Annotated in this window: 17 protein-coding genes; 10 read left to right on the top strand and 7 right to left on the bottom strand. The window is 61.2% G+C overall.

The window, feature by feature from the left end; genetic code table 11:
• Nucleotides 1-86 precede the first annotated feature (86 nt).
• From BMW87_RS34120 to BMW87_RS34095, 7 genes are all read left to right on the top strand, one after another.
• Entirely contained in the window at nt 87-5,558 is a 5,472-nt protein-coding gene (locus BMW87_RS34120; protein ID WP_256217037.1) for a hemagglutinin repeat-containing protein, read from the top strand.
• An 8-nt stretch (nt 5,559-5,566) separates the two neighbouring features.
• Nucleotides 5,567-5,779, top strand: a complete 213-nt coding sequence (locus BMW87_RS34960; protein WP_143062670.1) for a hypothetical protein — start codon at nt 5,567-5,569, stop codon at nt 5,777-5,779.
• 137 nt (nt 5,780-5,916) lie between these two features.
• Entirely contained in the window at nt 5,917-7,644 is a 1,728-nt protein-coding gene (locus tag BMW87_RS34115; protein ID WP_371258888.1) for a ShlB/FhaC/HecB family hemolysin secretion/activation protein, read from the top strand.
• Nucleotides 7,645-7,669: 25 nt separating this feature from the next.
• Nucleotides 7,670-8,359 carry a CC0125/CC1285 family lipoprotein gene (locus tag BMW87_RS34110; RefSeq protein ID WP_093082917.1) on the top strand — a complete coding sequence of 230 codons (690 nt, stop codon included), beginning with the start codon at nt 7,670-7,672 and terminating at the stop codon, nt 8,357-8,359.
• Nucleotides 8,360-8,500: 141 nt separating this feature from the next.
• Complete coding sequence (locus BMW87_RS34105; RefSeq protein ID WP_218149816.1) at nt 8,501-8,911, top strand: hypothetical protein; 411 nt, start codon at nt 8,501-8,503, stop codon at nt 8,909-8,911.
• Nucleotides 8,912-8,990: 79 nt separating this feature from the next.
• Nucleotides 8,991-9,488, top strand: coding sequence for a hypothetical protein (locus tag BMW87_RS34100; protein WP_143062669.1), 498 nt, complete (start codon nt 8,991-8,993; stop codon nt 9,486-9,488).
• 204 nt (nt 9,489-9,692) lie between these two features.
• Nucleotides 9,693-10,106 (top strand): hypothetical protein, encoded by a 414-nt coding sequence (locus BMW87_RS34095; protein WP_093082910.1) that lies wholly within the window; start codon nt 9,693-9,695, stop codon nt 10,104-10,106.
• 110 nt (nt 10,107-10,216) lie between these two features.
• On the opposite strand, the gene BMW87_RS34090 is transcribed toward BMW87_RS34095, so the two are convergent.
• Both BMW87_RS34090 and BMW87_RS35675 read right to left on the bottom strand, forming a co-directional pair.
• The gene (locus BMW87_RS34090) at nt 10,217-11,323 is read right to left on the bottom strand and encodes a relaxase/mobilization nuclease domain-containing protein (protein WP_177192920.1); all 1,107 of its coding nucleotides are present in this window, start codon (nt 11,321-11,323) and stop codon (nt 10,217-10,219) included.
• Nucleotides 11,316-11,885 carry a hypothetical protein gene (locus BMW87_RS35675; RefSeq protein WP_256217036.1) on the bottom strand — a complete coding sequence of 190 codons (570 nt, stop codon included), beginning with the start codon at nt 11,883-11,885 and terminating at the stop codon, nt 11,316-11,318. The genes BMW87_RS34090 and BMW87_RS35675 overlap by 8 nt, the downstream gene beginning before the upstream one ends.
• A gap of 1,054 nt (nt 11,886-12,939) precedes the next feature.
• Between BMW87_RS35675 and BMW87_RS35415 the strand changes: the two genes are divergently transcribed.
• On the top strand, nt 12,940-13,179 hold the full coding sequence (locus tag BMW87_RS35415; protein WP_218149815.1) for a hypothetical protein: 240 nt from the start codon (nt 12,940-12,942) through the stop codon (nt 13,177-13,179).
• A gap of 303 nt (nt 13,180-13,482) precedes the next feature.
• Nucleotides 13,483-13,734, top strand: coding sequence for a hypothetical protein (locus tag BMW87_RS34075; RefSeq protein ID WP_093082905.1), 252 nt, complete (start codon nt 13,483-13,485; stop codon nt 13,732-13,734).
• A 419-nt stretch (nt 13,735-14,153) separates the two neighbouring features.
• Here BMW87_RS34075 and BMW87_RS34955 read toward each other — a convergent pair whose 3' ends face one another.
• Together BMW87_RS34955 and BMW87_RS34065 are read right to left on the bottom strand one after the other, a co-directional pair.
• The gene (locus BMW87_RS34955; protein WP_143062666.1) at nt 14,154-14,402 is read right to left on the bottom strand and encodes a hypothetical protein; all 249 of its coding nucleotides are present in this window, start codon (nt 14,400-14,402) and stop codon (nt 14,154-14,156) included.
• A gap of 62 nt (nt 14,403-14,464) precedes the next feature.
• On the bottom strand, nt 14,465-15,001 hold the full coding sequence (locus BMW87_RS34065) for a helix-turn-helix domain-containing protein (protein ID WP_093082900.1): 537 nt from the start codon (nt 14,999-15,001) through the stop codon (nt 14,465-14,467).
• 252 nt (nt 15,002-15,253) lie between these two features.
• Here BMW87_RS34065 and BMW87_RS34060 point away from each other — a divergent pair, with 252 nt between their 5' ends.
• Nucleotides 15,254-15,496, top strand: coding sequence for a helix-turn-helix domain-containing protein (locus BMW87_RS34060; protein ID WP_093082898.1), 243 nt, complete (start codon nt 15,254-15,256; stop codon nt 15,494-15,496).
• A 125-nt stretch (nt 15,497-15,621) separates the two neighbouring features.
• Here the strand turns inward: BMW87_RS34060 and BMW87_RS34055 are convergent, their stop codons facing one another.
• From BMW87_RS34055 to BMW87_RS34045, 3 genes are all read right to left on the bottom strand, one after another.
• Entirely contained in the window at nt 15,622-16,941 is a 1,320-nt protein-coding gene (locus BMW87_RS34055) for an OmpA family protein (protein ID WP_093082895.1), read from the bottom strand.
• 6 nt (nt 16,942-16,947) lie between these two features.
• On the bottom strand, nt 16,948-17,214 hold the full coding sequence (locus BMW87_RS34050; RefSeq protein ID WP_177192919.1) for a hypothetical protein: 267 nt from the start codon (nt 17,212-17,214) through the stop codon (nt 16,948-16,950).
• Nucleotides 17,215-17,362: 148 nt separating this feature from the next.
• Nucleotides 17,363-17,932, bottom strand: a complete 570-nt coding sequence (locus tag BMW87_RS34045; protein ID WP_093082893.1) for an N-acetylmuramoyl-L-alanine amidase — start codon at nt 17,930-17,932, stop codon at nt 17,363-17,365.
• Nucleotides 17,933-18,582 lie beyond the last annotated feature (650 nt).

The following is an 18,582-nucleotide window of genomic DNA, read 5'->3' as shown; positions in this document are numbered from 1 at the left end:
GTGGCGCGCTCGACGCGAACCGCAAGGCCACAGGCCAGGGCGGCACGCTGGACAATCTGAGCGCAGACATCCAGTCGCTGGGCAACATGTCCATCGCGATGGCGCAGGTCAACAACCGCGACGTGCATATTCAGTTGGGCACGCCCACCTCGGTCTCGAGCGTGTTGGTCGGCGTGGCACCGGTCACGCTCGTCGGTAGCGGCATTGGCCGGACTACGCAGTACACACTCGACGAAGTCAATCTCGATCCGGTCAACGGTTTCGTCTACCGCAAGGACACGGGTGAGCTGGTCGGTACAGGTGGCTACGGTGTTTGGACCAACAACATCACCACGGTCACGGACACCGCGATCAACGCCGACCCGGCGCATCTGATCGCGGGCGGCAACATGACGGTCAATGGCCGCCTGTACAACCAGGATAGCCAGGTGCTTGCAGGAGGAACGATCGCTGCCAATGACTACCAGTCCAGCCAGCTCACCGGCTCGGTCAACGTGTCGGGCCTGGCGAGCGTGGTGAACAACCAGGGCCAGGTGCAAGCCGTCAACGTCCCTCTGGTGGTTGCCCCGCGGAGCATTGCACTGGGCGCCTACAAGTACCAGCAGAACCTCAATGCGACCACGGGCTACAACGCCGGCACCGCGGCCAAAGGGTCCGGCAGCGCGACCGGGGGCGGGGCCGGCAGTGCAAGCGGCGGTTCAAGCTCCGGAACCATCGTGGAGGTGGCGGCCAACGTGGGCACGGTCGTCGGCACGGGCGGCACTGGAGCCGGCGCTTCCGGTGGCACCAGTGCTGGAAGCTCGCAGACCGTCCCGACGGTGGTGCGCACCAGCACGCCGAACCTGAACGTGCCACAGGCGAGCCTGTTTCGCACGCAGGCCGGCGGCAACTACCTGATCGAGACGGACCCACGGTTTGCGAACTATCGCAGCTGGCTCAGCAGCGACTATCTGCTCAATAGCTTCGGTCTCGATCCGAACAACACCCTCAAGCGCCTGGGCGACGGTTTCTATGAACAGCAACTCATCCGCGAGCAAGTCGCCCAACTGACGGGCTATCGGTACCTGGACGGGTTCAACAACGACGAGGACCAGTACGCCGCATTGATGAATGCGGGCGTGACCTTTGCGAAGGAGTACGGTCTTCGCCCCGGGATGGCATTGTCCGCGGCGCAGATGGCTCAGCTCACCAGCGACATCGTTTGGCTGGTCGAGCAGACTGTCACCTTGCCCGATGGCTCCACGCAGAAGGTACTCGTACCGCAGGTGTATGTGCGGGTGCTGCCGGGGGACATCGATGGGTCTGGGGCGTTGCTGAGTGCAAATGCCACAGTCATCAAGAGTACGGGTGATGTGACGAATAAGGGCACCATCGCCGGGCGCACGATGGTGTCGATCAGTGCCGAGAACGTCAACAACCTCGATGGTGGCCGGATTGTGGGCGGCAGCATCGGTATTGATGCGCGCAATAACATCAACAACATCGGCGCAGGCATTACCGCCAGAGATGCCACCGTCCTGAAGGCCGGTGGAGATATCAACGTACAGACCACCACGCGATCTCTTGGTGCGAGTACCGCCATCGACCGCGTGGCCGGGGTCTACGTCACCAACCCGGGCGGCGTACTCATCGCGTCTGCGGGACACGACGTCAATCTGATCGGCGCGGCCATGGTCAGCGCAGGCTCGGTGGCCGTCGGTGCCGGACACGATGTCAATCTCGGCACCGTCACCGAGGGATACACCATCTCGTTCGCAAACAAGAACATTGCGGGTATCTCGTCACAGAGCCAGGAGGTGGGTTCCGTCATCCAGGGCCAGGACAACGTGAGTCTTGCGGCTGGCAATAACCTGAACATCCGCGCAGGCGCAGTCGCCAGCGTGGATGGTGCTTTGGTCGCCACGGCGAAGAACGACATCAACATCACCGCAGGCCAGGCCACGAGCAGCGTGGCCGCGGCCACACAGAAGTCCTCCAACGGCCTGTTTAGGAAGAGCAGTTCCAGTACCTTGGACAGCACCAGCACCGTGGACGTGCTGTCCAGCAGCCTGAGCGGCAAGACCGTGGCCCTGGTCGCGGGCAACGACATCAATGCCCAGGCCGCGCAACTAAGCTCGCAGGACGCAATGAGTCTGTCGGCCGGACGCGACATCAACCTCACGACCGCCAATCGGACCACTCAGGACCTGCACGCCAGCCAGCAGCGCAGCAGCAGCACGGGTTTGTCCAAGGCCTGGGCCGTTGCCTCCGATGCCGGGGGGCCTGTCGGCGGCTATGGCAATCGCCAGTTTTCGGGGAACAGCGCCAGTGCCGACATCAAGACCCAGGCGGTCGGCACCACCATCTCGGCGGGCAGCCTGCAAACCGTCAGCGGGCGCGACACCACCTTGCAAGCAGCCACCGTCGTGGCCGACGGGAACATCACGATGCTGGCCGGGCGCAACCTCACCATCGAGAGCGCCCAAAACACTGAACTCAGCAGCAGTTCTTCGGCCAACGGCAAGAGCGGCTTCATCGGCTCCTGGTCGTCACCTGGATTGGGCAACATCAAGGACTTCGGAGCTCAGGCGACCATCAGCACCACCCAGCAATCCAGCCAGGTGGCCAGTCTTGCAGGCAACGTGACTCTGGTGGCCGGCAACGAATACCGCCAGACTGCCAGCAGCGTCCTGGCTGCAGGGCAGGCAGGGCCGCTCGTGGGTGGCGACGTCAACATCCTCGCAAAGAACGTCACCATCAACGAGGCGTACAACACCGAGCAGACGGTAAGCATGCAGCGCAGTTCCAGCAGCAAGCTGGGCGGCAGTGCCAGCTTCATGGGGGTAAGCACCGACAGTCTGCGCAACATCAAGAGCACCGTGCGGGCGATGGATGACACCCGTGGCGACGGCCGGATGCAGGTCCTGGGTGCGCTGAACGTCGCCATGGCGGGCCAGCAAGCCTACGGCGCGGGCAGCACGCTTGCTGGCGCTTTGAGCGGCAGCGGCCCCAGCCTGACCGACATGAGCAACATGGGCACACTGAGCTACGGCGTGAGCGTGACCGCGAGCCGCAACACCAGCCAGGGCACTAGCGTCACAACCAACACCACGGCCGTGGGCTCCAGCGTGACGGGGGCGAATAACGTCAACATCGTGGCCACTGGTGCGGGCGCCGGCTCCAACATCCATGCGGTGGGTTCCACCATCGCGGCGGGCAACACCGTCAACATGGCGGCGGACAACGACGTCATTCTGGAGGCCAGCAAGAATACGAGCTTGACGGTAGGTCAGAACTCCAGCCACGGCAGCAGCGTGGGAGTGACCTTCGGCGCTGGCGCGCAGAACGGCTTCAGCATCCAACTGGGCGTGCAAAACGGCAAGGGCAGCGACAACCAGAACGAGACAACCTACAACGCCACCCAGGTCTCTGGCGGCAACGCGGTGAACGTCTCCAGTGGTCGCAACCTCACCCTCAATGGAGCAACCATCGAGGGCAATCGCGTGACGGCGGATGTCGGCGGCGACCTGAATATCAGCACCTTGCAGGATGTGAGCGTGGGGCAAAGCCGGCAGTCCAGCAGCGGCTTTGGGGTGAGCTTGTGCATACCGCCGATCTGCTACGGGGCGGTCGCCACCGTCAGCGGCAATGCCGCCAGTGCCAAGGCTGATGGTGTCTTCATCAGCCCGAACACTCAGGCAGGCATCAAGGCCGGGGATGGCGGCTTTGATGTGAACGTCAAGGGCAACACGAACCTCACGGGGGCGGTGATCGAGAGCACACAGGCCGCCATTGATGCGGGCCGGAACAGCTTCCAGACGGGTGGCACGCTCACCATGACGGACCTGCAGAACGTGAGCCAGTCCAGTGGAAGTAGCTATTCGGTGGGGGGGAGTTTGAGCGTGGGCCAGACCACAAACCCGAATGCCACCCCGCAGCAGCAGGCCGCGCAAGACCGGCTGTCACAGCCGGGCATCAAGCCTGGTGGTGCGGGCGTGGGCAGCTACAGCGGCAACAACCAGAGCAGCACGACGCACAGCGGGATCAGCGGCATTGCGGGGAACCAGACGGTCAGAACCGGAAGCACCGCCAGTGCGGGAACCTTGGTCAAGGACTGGAATACCCAAGCCATCGTCCAGAACGTTCAGGCCCAGGCGCAACTGACACAGCAGTTCCAGCAGCAGGCTGGGCAAGCCGTGGGTGTCTATGCCAACGACAAATACAAGACGGCCATGACGAACGCGGCCTTGGCGGCCAACTCGCCCGAGGGGACCTACGACGGGCGAACCGCCGACCAGTGGCAACAGCAGGCCAATGATTGGGCAGAAAGTGGCACCAACCGCGTAGCCATGCACATGCTGGTCGGCGCGCTCGGCGGTGGCGTCGACGGTGCGTTGGGCGCAGGCGTCAGCCAAGCGTCCATCACCACCATCGCCAATGTCATGGGTCAGTTGAATCTGCCGCAGTCTGTGCAAGATGGGCTTGTCACGGCCGCCAGCACAGCACTAGGTGCGGCCACGGGCGGCGGTGCCGGCGCAGCCAGTGCATTCGATGCCACCACTAACAACTATCTGACCAGCACACAAGTCAAGGACATGATGGCCGCGCTGGCGGGTGCCAGTAACCAGGACCAGCGCAACGCAATTCTCAACAGCTACGCCGGCATTAGCGCCGTGCAAAGCGCCGCCTTCCTCAACTGCAAGGACAACTGCGACCAACTGGCCCGGACCATCCAGGAGGGCAGCGACGCGCTGTGGGCTAACAATGCCCAGTTGGCGCGGTTCGCGGGCGGCGCTTTGGGCATGACCACGAATGAGGCGGTCAACAACATCCAGGACCTTCAGAATAGGGATGCCGTCCGGGTGACCAACCAGATTGCGCTGAACGTCGCGAACGCCCAGTTCAAACAATACCTGCAAAGTGCGACCGGCCCAACCAGTGATGCCGTCACCAATGCCATCATTCAGGCGTTGAGTTGCGGCACTACGCAGTGCATCGCGGACAACTACAACGCCCTTCGGAGTTTGCAGGGCAGTGCCACTGGCGACGACTTGAAGGCGTTGGTTTTAACGGGCCAGCAGTTGTTGGGTGAAGCGCAGGTGATGGGCAGTTGCGTGGCGGGTGCCAACTGCGCGTTTTCCACGGCGGGCGCGGGCATGGCTGCGGTGAGGGTGTATGGGGCGCTGGGGGAGGCTACGCAACCGTCCATACCGATGGAGGTTTCACGAGGGCTTTCAAAGCACGGTGGCATTTTTTCAGTTACGGAAAACGGAGCTGGCGGGAGAGTCTGGACATCAACTGGAGACATTAGTCAAAGAGACTTTGCAACCATCGTGAATAGCGAATTGATGCAAGGCAAAAACATCAACATCATCAGCGGGGTGCATGGAAGTGCTGACGGCTCCATGGTGCCGGATGCCTCCCTATACAAAGCAGATGTAAAGGCCTTTGGCAGTATTCCAGGCGTTAAGATTTACAACTATCCGGACCTCTCCCCCCAACAAATAAAAGCTTTGACGCAGGGGCCAGACACGACGATTGGTGGTTTTTGCAACAGCACTGCATGTCTTAAGAATTGAGGTGAAGAATGGAAAATAAACTCAAAGAGTACGTTGCGATTGTGTGGAAGAAGAACTCGAGCGAGCCAGGTGTGCACGAGGTGCTCTACGCGCAGAGCTATGAGGAGGTTGAGGCATTTCTTGAAGAAAAATATGGAAAAGAAATTATTGTTTCTCTTACAGATGTAGAGGCGGCGGATCGCCCTCGCGCGACTCCATCGGGATCTCCACCCCAGTGTTAATTGCCAGCAGTGCGTACGGCTAACCCGACCGAGCCGAACAACCTAATAGGGCGCTGTCGAAGTACCGCACGACACATTCATCCAACGGCGGCGAGGCCGCTGGATAGGTCTAAAAAGATTGCCAGGGAATTTTCAAATTGAACCGCCATCTGCTGGCAGCCGCTGCGCTGTCTGTTCCGTTACTGGCCCTCGCTCAGCAAGCCAGCGCACCTCAACCCTTCGTCGAGCAGCAACGCCAGCAAGAACGCGAGCGCGCTTTGCGCGAGCAGAACGAGAAGTCGGTCAACGAACGCCCGCAGGCTGCACCGCCAGCGCCGGCACAGCGCATCCCCAAGTCCGAATCGCCGTGCTTCCGCATCGACCGCGTGCTGCTGGTCGGTGAGCAGTCCGAATCCTTCCAATGGGCCGTTGCCGATCTGTCCGGCCCCGAGGGCAATGATTCACCCGCTGGCCGCTGCCTCGGCACGGCTAGCGTCAACGTGGTTCTTGCACGCGCGCAGCAAGCCGTCATTGCGCGCGGCTACGTCACCACCCGTGTGCTCGCTGCGCCACAGGATCTCTCTGCCGGCACGCTGACCCTCTCGCTGGTGCCCGGTCGCATCGCAGCCATTCGGACGACGCCCGATTCTTCCTCCACGCTGCTCGGCAACTCCGCCTTGCTGGCCACAGCCATTCCCGCGCGTTCTGGCGATCTCCTGAACCTGCGCGACATCGAGCAGGGGCTGGAGAACCTGAAGCGCGCACCTACCGCCGAAGCCGACATCCAGATCGAACCCTCAACTGCCCCCAATGCCAAGCCCGGCGACAGCGACCTCGTCGTCAAGTACGTCCAGTCCAAGAAGTGGCGTATTGCATTGAGCCTCGATGACAGCGGCACCGAAGCCACAGGCCGCTACCAGTCCGGCGCAACCCTGTCCCTGGACAACCCCTTCGGCCTGAACGATCTGTTCTACGTCAGCGCCAACCACAACATCAACAACCACGTCTTCGGGGACCCTGCCAAGGGCACTGAAGGCCAGACCGTTCACTACTCGTTGCCTTACGGCTACTGGCTCCTGGGCTTCACCGCCTCCAACAGCCAGTACCACCAGAGCGTGGCCGGCCTGAACCAGGACTATGTCTACGCCGGCAAATCCAACAACGCCGAGGTCAAGCTCTCGCGCCTGCTCTACCGCGACCAGAGCCGCAAGACGACGGTGGCGGTCAAGGGCTGGCGCCGCGAGTCGCGCAACTTCGTGGACGACACCGAGGTCGAGGTGCAGCACCGCGTGGTCGGTGGCTGGGAGTTGAGCCTGAACCACAAGGAGTTCATCGGCGAAGCGACGCTCGAAGGCACGCTGGCCTACAAGCGCGGCACCGGTGGCTTCGGCTCGCGCGTCGCGCCGGAAGAAGAGTTCGGCGAGGGCACTTCGCGTCTGAAGCTGTACACGGCCGATGTCACCCTCAATGCGCCGTTCAAGCTCGGCGAGCAGAAGCTGCGCTATTCCGGCCTGATCCGCGCCCAGTGGAACCGCACGCCGCTGACGCCGCAAGACCGCTTCGCCATCGGCGGGCGCTACACGGTGCGCGGCTTCGACGGCGAGACGAGCCTGCTGGGCGAGCGCGGCTGGCTCATCCGCAACGACATCGGCTGGGCCATGGGGCAGAGCGGGGCGGAGCTGTACGTCGGTGCCGACTATGGCCAGGTCGGCGGTCGCTCTACTGTGGACTTGCTCGGTCGCCATCTGGCCGGTGCCGTCATCGGCGTGCGCGGCCAGTGGACCAAGCTGAGCTACGACTTCTTCGTCGGCGCGCCCATCAGCAAGCCCGAGAGCTATCGCACTGCGAAGGTCACGCTCGGCTTCAATCTCAACGCGAGCTTTTGAAATCCATCGGTAAAGCGAGACTTCAATGCTCAAACTTTTTGTCACCGTCGCCGCAGCTGCGTTGCTGGCCGGCTGCGCCAGCCCCACGTCGTACCGCGCGGCCGGCACTGACGGCAAAGCCTTCGGCTACACCAGCAGCAAACTGTCAGACCAAGTCTACCGAGTGCAATTTATGGGCAACAACCGCACGCCCTATCGCTGGGTAGATGCCTTTCTGCTCTTCCGCGGCGCTGAAGTCGCTCAGGACGTCGGGGCACCCGCGTTCAAGATCATCGAAGGCAAGGTGGATGCCACGGTGCTTTCCGGAGAAGACATCTTCGGCGGGGTTGACCTGAATACGGAGTTGACAGTCGTCGCCGCGTCCAGGCGCTCAGCGCCGGAAGGCGATGTCGTGGTCGGCAGCGCAAATCGTGACGCGAGCATGCACCGCACCGCCGGCGCCATGCCGGTGTTTCGCATGCCGCCTCCGGCCCTGCCCAAGTACCAGCCACCGGTCTATATCTACACGCCGGGCTACTACGTGGCGCCTGTGCTGCCCGACCGCTCGATCCTGATCGAGTTACGCACCGCCCCCGATGCAGAGGGTGACGGCGTCTTCAAGACGGTGGACGTGTTGCAGAAACTGACACCGCGCATCAAGCGTGCCGTGCCGACAACGCCGACAACGCCGGCAACCCCGGCAACTCCACCTGCTGCACCTGCGGCCACGCTGTGAGTGCCGCTCGGTGACTCGACGTCTGAACCCGCGAATCTTTGAAGCAACACCATGAGACATTCCAATTCATATTGCGCCCTGGTCGCCGCCACGCTGGCTTTGGTCGGTTGCGCCTCGCGCCCGCCGGCTGCAGATGCACGTGTGCCGGCGACTGCGGCAACCTCCGCGCAAGCCGTCGTTGCGTTCGAGAACATCTGCCTGAAGACGGCGCCGAGCTTTGGTGGTGCGGCCGACGCGGCAAAGTCCTTCGGCATCACTGACTTCACCGATCTGGGCTCCGCCCGCTTGGGCATGACCCGGGATAACAGCTTGGGTGTTCAGATCAAGCCCGGTGTCGAGTGCGCGATCACCACGCCTTCGCAGGCCGATCGCACGCTCTCGTCGCAATTCGGAGCGGCCATCGCGCGCTTCTCCAGCGGTCATGCGCCCGGCCGGTTTCCGGTGGCCATCGTCGTCGGCGGCCAGCCGTTCATTTTTCAGCATGACCGGCAAGGCGGCGAGGCGTTGGTCATGCTCAAGCCCGATTCGACGCGCGGCGCCGACCGCAAGTGATCTGATCTGGCGATGTGAACGGGCCACATGCGGCCGTTGAGCACCACGTACATTGACACAAGCTCCGAACCTGACTCCTATGCTCAAAGGCACACCCAACCTCGTTGCGATGCGCGGCATCTGGCGAATGGAGGATAGAGCCGCAATGCTGAAAGTACGGCTTTGCGATCAGACGCTGAAGTTGTCCGTCTTGAGTGCAGTTTTCTTCTGCAATATGGTCAGCGCAGCCGATCTGCCTTGTGACATTCACGACTTTCGGGTCGAGGGTGCAACGATCAAGGTGTTCTTTTCCGAGAAGGCCAGCTGGCGTGTTGGGTCGCGCGGCGATCGGATCATTGCAGGGGCAAAGAGCTTGTACTTCGATGAGATGCAGCAAGACGATGTGGTCATCGAAGAGGAGGGCCTGACGCTCGGCGACGGTGCCTCAGTGAACCTCTCGATCCCGCACATCGTCTGCACGTTGACGGCTGTACTGGAGCAGCCTACGCCCGGATTGCGTGTGAGCGAATCCTCAAGCTTGCCTGGAATTCCGGGAACGACAGATTCGGTCTTTCTGCCGGCCAAGCACCGTCGCTAACCATCCCCATGTCCGGACTGATTCGCAAGCCGGCCAAGATGTACGGCATTACCGAGCGCCAGATTTATCACCTCGAGGAGGTACGCAAAAAGTATCCTCCGGCAGTTCCTCGATTCTGAATTACGCGCATTCGCTTGACGCGAGTTGCTACCGACCCATTGGAGGCGTACGACCATGCCCAAGGGAATACCCAACCCACCTTCCATGCGCGGCATCTGGCGCATGGACGACCGCTGGGAAGTCACGCTCGTTCGGCAGGGCCAACGCCATCGCCGCGTATTCTTGTTCAGCACGCACGGTGGAGTTCGCGCTTCGCTGAAGATCGCCAAGCAGTGGCGCGATGAGATCGAAGCCGAGAAGTTGCAAACGCCGCGCTATGTACAGGCAGCTAAACCGCGGGTCGACTCACCCATTGGCATCGCCGGCGTGACGTGCATTCGATGGACGTCGGATGGTCAACCCGCCATGTGGCGAGCCCAAACCCGCATCAATGGTCAGAATGTGAGCAAGTCGTTCAGTGTCAGCCGGCATGGCGAGCGAGCATTGGATCTGGCAGTCGCAGCCCGTGAAGAGCAATTGAGACAAATGAAGCAGTGGCTGCTCTCACACGACGGATGACTGCGCCGAACCCAAGAACGAGTTGCCAATGAACGGCAGCGGTGATCAGCGTAAAGCTACGCCACCACACGAACCGCTGCCACCGCGCTTGGACTCGACGATCTCTACGATCATCGGACATGCGGCTCAGGCGATTTAGCATCTGCGCGCCCCAGCGCGCGACGTCTCTCCGCTTCCCGCCAACGATCGGCCATGCGTCGCGCATCGGTCCGGACGGGCGGCATGCGCGCGACGAAGCGATCCACCTGGGCGGCAAGATCACCTTCGCCCTGTCTTCGAAGTGCGTCCGCTGTTGCACGCCAGTCCGCCGCGACGTCGCGCCGGGTGCTCTGCATCGCCTCCTGGCCATCCTCCAAGGCGCCCTGCCCCCGCACGCGTACCTGGAGCACGCGCTCCAGCTTGGCGCGCATGAAAGTCGAGGTCTTCGGCGGCCGATGCTTGGCCCGGTCGTCGGACGGCAGCTCCCCGAATGCCCGAAGCGCGCGCAGCCGATGATGGATCGCATCTCTGTACGGCTTGCGGACCTGCCCCCGCACCTGCCGCGGCGTCCCGTTGGCCGCCACGCCCTGCTCGCGCATCAGCGCGGCGAACTGCTCGCGCCATTGGCGCAGCGTGTCCTTGCGGATGTACAGGCGCTTGCCCGGCTCGAACTCGTGCTCGCACTTGACCACCAGATGCACGTGCGGGTGCGGCTGGTCCGTGTGCAGTACCAGGGCGTAGCGATGCTGCAGCGCGAAGTTCTCGCGCGCGAACACCCGCGCTGCGGCCAGCACCTTGTCCGCAGGCGTGCCGGCGGGCATCGACAGGACGATGTTGTGGACCAGCTTCGCGCGTGTGTCCTTCTGCCCCTGAGCGGGTTTCGGCTTGTACTGGCTTCTGCAAAGCTCAAGCTGCCAGTCGGTCGCGATCTCCCTGGCCGCGCCTCGGCCCTGTTGCGTCAGCCCCTCATCGGTTTCCAGTGGCAGCTTGCCGTGCCGCCCGATGTAGCGCAGATGGGCCTCGACACCGCCGACATCACGTCCCCCACCGGACACTTTCACCATCACTTCGGGCGTACGACCCACGGTGCGCTGGACTTGAGCGATCTCGCCGACTCCGAGGCGGAGCCTGCCACCGGGGCCCCGCCGGCCATAGCTCACGATGTCCAGCGCCATGTCGCGCGAAGCACCCGCCGAGCCGCGGCCGCTTCGGCCTACGTGCACGACCTGCTTAGGCATGGCCAGTCTCCCAGCTGATGAGATTGCGACGCACGACGGCCGCCGTGACGTCGCGTGCCGACTCGACCTCGCCGCGAACCGCCGTGATCACACTCCCCAGCTCGGATGCGGCGTCCCCTGTTGGACTGTTCGGCATGCCGAACACGCGAAGCTGACGACCTAGCGCCGCCAACTGGCCGACCACTGCCCTGATCTGGTCCAGTTCGTCCGGCGGCAGCACCGCCGACGCACGGACATGGTTGTGGATCAGCATGGACAGGTAGCTGCCGGTCTTCATCCCTCGGGCACTGGCTCGCTGCGCCGCGAGCGCCCGGTCGCCGTTGCGAAGCCGCAGCGCGATGCGATCCGTTGCGCCAACGCCGCCATCTGAATCACCTGCAGATCGTGGCCCGCTCGATCCACGCGCAATCGCGCCGTGGGCCCCGAGCACTTCGTCGACCATCTTCGCCAGCAGACGCGACGCACTGAGATGATGGCGCGCGGCCAGCGCGGCGAAATGCGCACTCGTGTCGGACGACACACGAGCGCTGATCACGGTGCTGGATCGAGAGGTCTTGGTCATTGCAACGCCGTTGCGGTAAACAATGTCTGACGCCAGTCTATCCTGCCCTCAATGCCTTACAAGGACTGCACGCTCGGCATCTTCCTCTTTCGTCATGCCCCCTCCACGCCCCAAGCCCGGGTACCGCCTTCGACTGTGCCGATTGCGCCCATGCGCACCAATCGATCCGTTCTTCCCCGCTTCAAGAACGAAAAGCACCCTACTGTCAGCGATGGCAGGCACGTCGCGGTTGTCTCTCACGAGTGCCCGTCACGTTCGGCACGCCGAACGTGGCGGGTGGGCGAAGAGGTTTACACCACCCATTCATCGGGGCACGGTGCCGCGGAGAGCCGCAACTGTGGCGAAGGAAACCTGCGCGAGCGACACAGCATCCGCCTTCCTCTTCGCCGCGATGGCCGGCTCCACGAACGAAAATCCCTGCTGTTTGTAGCCAGCCGTCCTAGCAGCGGCGTCAGGTCCTCCAATCTGCCAGCAATGAGGTTGCACGCATCGCCTTCGAGCTGCTAAGTACCATGTACCTGCCAGCAGGCGTGGGCCCAACAGCTCTTTGCGCTGCACTTAACCGCTTGGCTGGCTATCTCCACTCACGCCTTGGAAGTTTCGATATCGGAGGCTCGTAGCCTCGCGATCCGATATTCGGCCATCTCCCTAAACCGAGTATTGAGGGCTTGAAGATCTCGACTTGGATGAGGTTCCTGATCAAGGCCTCGCTCGGTCCTCGACCGTAGCTCTTGGCGGCTGCACATCTTGCGCCCTATCGGTGTCGTAATTTCTTGGTGACCGCAGCAAACTGCGCCACCGACTTCTGGATGGAGACTATGTACGGCCGTGATTCGATGCAATCAAGCGCCCCACGCTTCAACCTCAATGCTCGCTCCATAGTTCGCGCGACATCGTCGCTGATTGTTCGATGCCACTTTGACGACGGGTCAGAAATCAGCTGGCTAAGCCACGGCAATGTGCACCCCATGGCCCTTGCGAGCATGGATTTGGTTCCACGCGGGCGCTTACTAATTTCTTCAAGTAAGTTGAGCCTGCGTCGCTCAGTGACGTTGTGCTGGCTCTCGTCTTCCTGGCTACCTCTCAACAAAACGGCAAATGGATCTGGCTCAGGAGCGGGCGCTGCTCGGGCGGCCTCTCTCTCCTTGAGCAAGATCTGCGCCTCGATGGCACGCTTTTCTCTGCGACGGCGCCACGCCTTTATGTTGGACTGAAGCTGGCGAACGACCTCAATGGCTTCGGCGGGCTTCTCAAGAAGCCTACATTCAAGGATGAGCTCTTCCAGGAAGATTAGTTGATGCTTGTAAATCATCACCAACGGGTTATCAGGCGAGCGTCTACTACTCGCGCCTGACTCATGAGCCAACTGCTCGCCAAGTAGCCTAGCTACCTCCACTGCCATGGAGACTTCCTTCTCCTTCGCGGAAGCGTGAACTAACCGTTTGAGGGTTGCGGGGATACGAACAAAGAGAGGCGCAGCCGGCAAATATTTAGCAGTCATGCTATCACTTTAGCAGGACTGGCTTGGCACCACCCCCTGCCGGCACGATGCAGTCCTGGCAGCGATTTCCGCGGCCTTTTTTGAAGGAAATCTTTCATGTCTCTCTCCTTCCCCGCTCATCTAAAGCATGGCGGCAATTTGAATCGCATCCTCGAACTGAAGGACGGTGGCTGCAACAGTTCTGAGACTCAAGAGTGCTTCGAGCTCGGCGGTGTTCGCCTAAAGGCCGTAAATGGCGACTTCCCCTTGCTGGCCAACCTGGCTGAAATGACGCGAAAAGCAGTGCCGAAACAAGTGGTAAAGGCATACTTGCGTAAACGCCAGAGTCCTGCGCCGCAGCCCACGTAATACGAGCAGCTCAAATGTTCGATGCGCGCCACAAGGGAAAGCCGCTCTGAGTGGGCGACTTGAACGCAGTAATGTCGCGACAGCAAAGGATGTAGGGAGTGGTACGCGATCAGCCCCTCATCACAACAAGCACGTGTCAGCATCAAAGACGAACTGCGTGCCGCTGATGCTCAACCGGTAGTCCCCTTCTTCGACCAAGAACTCGGCAAGCACGAACTCTAGTTCGCCAAGCCTTGCCACAAAGTGCTCGCGTTCAGCTGGCTCGGAGTTCTCCAGGAGCGATGTCTTCAGCCCTTCATGCGTCAAACTGCGACTGCTATGTACTGGGGCTTACGCGATGGCAACCATCGGACCGCACCCCCGCGCGAGGCGCTCTAGGGCATCGCCTGGGCCGCTCCCTCTTCGCGCGGACATCAGGCTCAGGGCCCGCCGTGCCGATCGAGCCGACGTGTTTCATTCACCCCAACCTTGTCGAGAGAAACAAGCCCGCAGACGGCGGCAATGCCACGCCCGTCCCAGCTCTCCTGCACTGTCGCGAGTGCTGGACGCGCGCCCATCAGAAGTTCGGCGTGCCGAACTTCGACGAGCCGGAACGGCTGATGCTTGATTTCCAGCCCGCCCCTCCCAGGACCGTGAGTTTTCCGTCCATCCCATTGCTTACCGAGCATCGACGCCAGCGCCTCCAACAACGCAAGCGAGCATCGGTAGGGACCAAGCCCTGTGTCCAATCTCACTCGCGCAGCGTGAACACCACCGACAAGTACGACACCGGCTGGATCTGGATCGCCTCGATCCCGTGCAACGCCGTGCCATCGAACAGCAGCGAGTCTCCTGCCCTCACCGCAACCGTCTTTGCGCCATAGCGGTAGGTGACCTCCCCGGACAGGAAGTACAGGAACTTCAGGCCCGGATGCTGGAAGGTCACGTAAGGATCGGCACCGGGCAACAGCGTGACCAGGTAGGGCTCGACGAACAGGTTGCCCGACAGCAGATGGCCCAACAGCTCATAGCGGTAGTCCGCCACCGCGCCGATGCGGTCGACAAGGACACCGCGTCCGGCCCGCACGTGGCAGAAGTCCGTGCGCCGAGCCTGGTCGCTGAAGAAGCGCGACATCGGCACGTGCAGGCCCTGCGCGAGATGCTCCAGGGTCTCCACTGAAGGCGAGACCAGCCCCCGCTCGATGCGCGAGAGCATCGAGGAGGAAATCCCCGACGCCAATGCCAGCGCGCCGCCGGACACATCGGCCGCCATGCGCAGCGCCCTCACCTGCGCACCGATGCGCGCCGCGGAAAGACTGCGTACGACAGGCGCTGGCTGCCGCGGTCGGGCACGCGTCACCGAGACCGGCAACCGCAGAGGCCGAGCCGTTGGCAGAGGCGAAGCGATCTGTCGACGCGTCATTTGAATCTCATGGCAGAAGAGTCCCGGGAAAGGCCAAAACAGCATTTCCCCCTGCCCTCCATGATATCCATAAAAGGTCGAAATGGCCTTTCTTGATTTGCCTCCGAGCATCGAAAGGTGCCGCCGTCCATTCACCATCGCCGATACGAGGTGCTGAGAAAGCATCTGCGCTCCCTTCGGCGCTCCGCCGGCTTGACGCAGGCAGAACTTGGAGCACGCCTCAAGGTAGACCAGTCCCACGTCTCCAAAGTCGAGCGAGGCGAACGGTATATGGACGTGCTTTTTTATTTGGACTGGTGTCGCGCCTGCAAACAGCATCCCGAGGCCGCGATCACGGTTCTGGTCAAGGCGGGAGCCTAGCTGCGGCCGACTCGGAAACGGCACACCGTTGGTGCAGCAACTGGTTGCCTACTTCTTCAAATCGAACCACGCAGCCCTGTCGCCTCCCCGTGCTGAACTCGTTCTCCGGGTTTAACCCTCTATTTCTAGTTGGCCGAAGCCGTCCAGAACGCCCACACGTCGACGCGCCTGTCTTGTGGGTATCCGCCTTTTGCATCTGGTCCGGTGGAGGCAGGCGTCTGTGTTGGTCCCGCTCCGAGAATCAGAAAATCGTCCGCTTTCGGAACCAGCATTGGGTCCATCCTCTGAATGGCTGCAATGATCGCCTTGCGAACCGATTCAGCGCGAGCCTGAGCAAGGCCACTGTTGGCCTCGTATTGCCCAGACAAGAGACCTGACAACCGCAGCCGATCGGTTGAACCGATCAGCAGCATCACGCCGGTACGACCCGCTGTGCGATTCTTGATCCACATCGCAGCGGCTTGTCCGATCGCAGGCGATTCGCCTGGCGCAAAGGTGTGGCCGGAACCTTCCTCAATCTGCTCCGAGCTGCCGATGCGAAACCCGTCAATCGTGGCAATCCGCTGAAACCCCAGAGGCGCAGCCGCGATTTCATTTCGAACGATTCGCACCAGATCGTCAGTCTTGAAGGAGAACTTCGCGTCCTTAAAGAATACGATCCCGCCCGCGGACAGGTAGGCCCCCGCAGTAAGAGATGCAACCCCAAGCGCGCGGAAGACTCGACTCGGACCATAGACCAGAAGGACGGTGCCAAGTAGCAGGAAGAAAAACCCCATGCCCATCAGCACTGTAAGCAGGAGTCGCCACGAATCGGTGCCGGTGGGGATCTGTGAGCCAGGGCGCTGCTGTGTGCCAGAGCGATCAAGGAATTCATCGATATGACGATTGAGCTGCTTCAGCTCCCTCTCCAGCGATGTGCAGCAAGCGTTCGCAATGCCCGATGCCGGCGTGGACGCGGATCCAGGCTCGTTGGACTCGACCGCAATGCTCATGAGCAGGAAAGCCCCACAAATGACGGGACCCAACCAATGAAGCCACTGAATGCTTGGGCCTACGACCTCGATCATGCTGGTGTAGGGCCATTTTGATTTGCTGTTGCGCGTGGCCTTAATGAAATCTTCCTGCCACCTGTCGGCGTCATTTCCTTCGTAGGCGAGTTGCTTTTTGCAAAGAAACACCATCAGGCCTGACAGTAAGAGGTACGAGGCCAAATACAGTACCGCAACGAATACAGATTTTGTCGCGTAGTCGTTGCCTAGGATTGCCGATCTTGAGTTGTGGATGGCCCAATTTGCGCCAATCAAGCCAAATGTGATCTGGATCCCAATCCTGCCGAGACCGGAGGTCCAGTCATTGAAATGCTGATGAAGCTCCTTCGAGCCTTCGGCAGGACTTGCGAATCGTCCCGCCGATCGGGGCTTCGCAATCTTGTATACCTTGGGCACGGTTTACTACTTGCCGCGGGGTTTGCCTGGCTTTCCGCCACCGGAGCCGACCTGAAGAAAGCGACCTCCAGAGCCAGACACTGCGCTCGAACTCTTCGCTGCGGCGAACTTCTTGGCAGGAGCCTTTCTGGCGGCGACCTTCTTTGTGGGGGCATTTTTGGAGGTGGCCTTCTTGGCGGCGGCCTTGGTTGCGGCAGGCCTCGCCTTCGCTGCCTTTTTTGCAGCGACCTTCTTCGCAGGGACTTTTTTTGTGGGTACCTTCTTGGCAAGCATTACAGTTTCTCCTCAATACGAAAAGCAGGCATTTGGTTCCGCACTTCTATTCGACTCAGTGCAAGAGCAGCGGTCACCGATTCGAGACCCGCAGGCAGCGGCCATGTAGACATGGACATGGCATTCGCCGTGGTGAGGTTGAACGATGTCAGGTCTGGTTCGCCAATGAATGTGACATGACAACGTCGGCGATCGCGTGAACAACAGCGTCGCGCGTGTCGGCTGCGAGAATCTTGTTGCGGTCTTTGTCGTTGGCAATGAATCCAAGTTCAATGAGCACTGCCGGTCCAGCAAACTTCAAGACCGCCAAATCGGAGCGTATCTTGATTTTTCGATCGCGCAAATCGATCACTGGCAAGAGCGTCGCCTGCATGGCCGCAGCGAATGGCTCGCTTGAGGATTGGCCATAAAGGACTTCGAAGCCATTGGCACCGTCGTCATCGAAGTCGTTCATGTGCAACGAAACGAGGATGTCACAGCCAGCGGATTTGGCCATGCTTGCTCGTCTCCCGACTGGGGTATGGTCAGATGCGTCGTCGCGCGTCATGAAGACGTCGACCTGGCGAGCTCTGAACACATCCTTCAACGCTAAACCATAGCGCAAAACGATCGCCGCTTCTTCGAACTCGAAGCCGTTCTCGAAATGTGTAGCGCCTGGATCAAAGATCCCTGGCTGACGATTGCTCATGCCGTGACCCGGATCGATGCAGATCTTCATTACGACCTCCTGTGGAGCTGGTTTGCGAACTGGTGGTTTGTTGTCATGCTTCGCGCTGGCTTGCCGGTCAACCTGTTGAGGAAGGCCTGAACGTTGGCGGCCCAGGGTCGAACGAATCGCTGGCGACGGAGATATTCAGCTGCCGAATCCGATTAGGAAGTTCAGACTGCTTGCGATGGGCGACAAGAGAGCAGACAGGTGCCACATATGCGTGTTTCCTGGGCCTTTTCATAGAGTTCACTTCCCGGCCATCTTGAACCCCACGTACGCCGAACCACTGATCCCCATCAACGTCAACATCGTCGTGGAAAGCGTCGGCATCCCACCTTCACGGAAGGCGACAACGATGAACCAGCCTCCCAGGATCGCCGTAAACATCAAGTTCTGCAGTCGGTGAAGGCCAGCGCTTTCGCCATAGTCGCTCACCAAGTCCTGGACAAAGCCACTGCTGCGAATGTTCTTTTGATTGACGATGGCCGCGGTGGCTGCCTGCCAAGCCGCCTGCGCGGCTGCGTCTCCGACCTTCTCTTCCGCCGCAACCTTCTTCTCCTCGTATGTTGGCGCCGGCCGTAATTTGACCCACCAATGAAGGTTGTGCCGCTTTCGATTTGACCCGGGTGTTCAGCCTACCCTGCTGTTTTTTTAAGCGG

The sequence above is a fragment of the Variovorax sp. OV084 genome, assembly GCF_900111625.1.
Classification (GTDB): domain Bacteria; phylum Pseudomonadota; class Gammaproteobacteria; order Burkholderiales; family Burkholderiaceae_C; genus Variovorax.
This window is presented reverse-complemented; position numbering and strand designations above follow the sequence as displayed.

Coding starts and splice junctions, on each gene's coding strand:
- BMW87_RS34120 (WP_256217037.1), top strand. CDS start 87: ATGTCCATCGCGATGGCGCAGGTCAACAACCGCGACGTGCATATTCAG.
- BMW87_RS34110 (WP_093082917.1), top strand. CDS start 7,670: ATGCTCAAACTTTTTGTCACCGTCGCCGCAGCTGCGTTGCTGGCCGGC.
- BMW87_RS34045 (WP_093082893.1), bottom strand. CDS start 17,932: ATGAAGATCTGCATCGATCCGGGTCACGGCATGAGCAATCGTCAGCCA.
- BMW87_RS34955 (WP_143062666.1), bottom strand. CDS start 14,402: ATGCTCGGTAAGCAATGGGATGGACGGAAAACTCACGGTCCTGGGAGG.
- BMW87_RS34090 (WP_177192920.1), bottom strand. CDS start 11,323: ATGCCTAAGCAGGTCGTGCACGTAGGCCGAAGCGGCCGCGGCTCGGCG.
- BMW87_RS35675 (WP_256217036.1), bottom strand. CDS start 11,885: ATGACCAAGACCTCTCGATCCAGCACCGTGATCAGCGCTCGTGTGTCG.
- BMW87_RS34075 (WP_093082905.1), top strand. CDS start 13,483: ATGTCTCTCTCCTTCCCCGCTCATCTAAAGCATGGCGGCAATTTGAAT.
- BMW87_RS34100 (WP_143062669.1), top strand. CDS start 8,991: ATGCTCAAAGGCACACCCAACCTCGTTGCGATGCGCGGCATCTGGCGA.
- BMW87_RS34095 (WP_093082910.1), top strand. CDS start 9,693: ATGCGCGGCATCTGGCGCATGGACGACCGCTGGGAAGTCACGCTCGTT.
- BMW87_RS34050 (WP_177192919.1), bottom strand. CDS start 17,214: ATGCTTGCCAAGAAGGTACCCACAAAAAAAGTCCCTGCGAAGAAGGTC.
- BMW87_RS34960 (WP_143062670.1), top strand. CDS start 5,567: ATGGAAAATAAACTCAAAGAGTACGTTGCGATTGTGTGGAAGAAGAAC.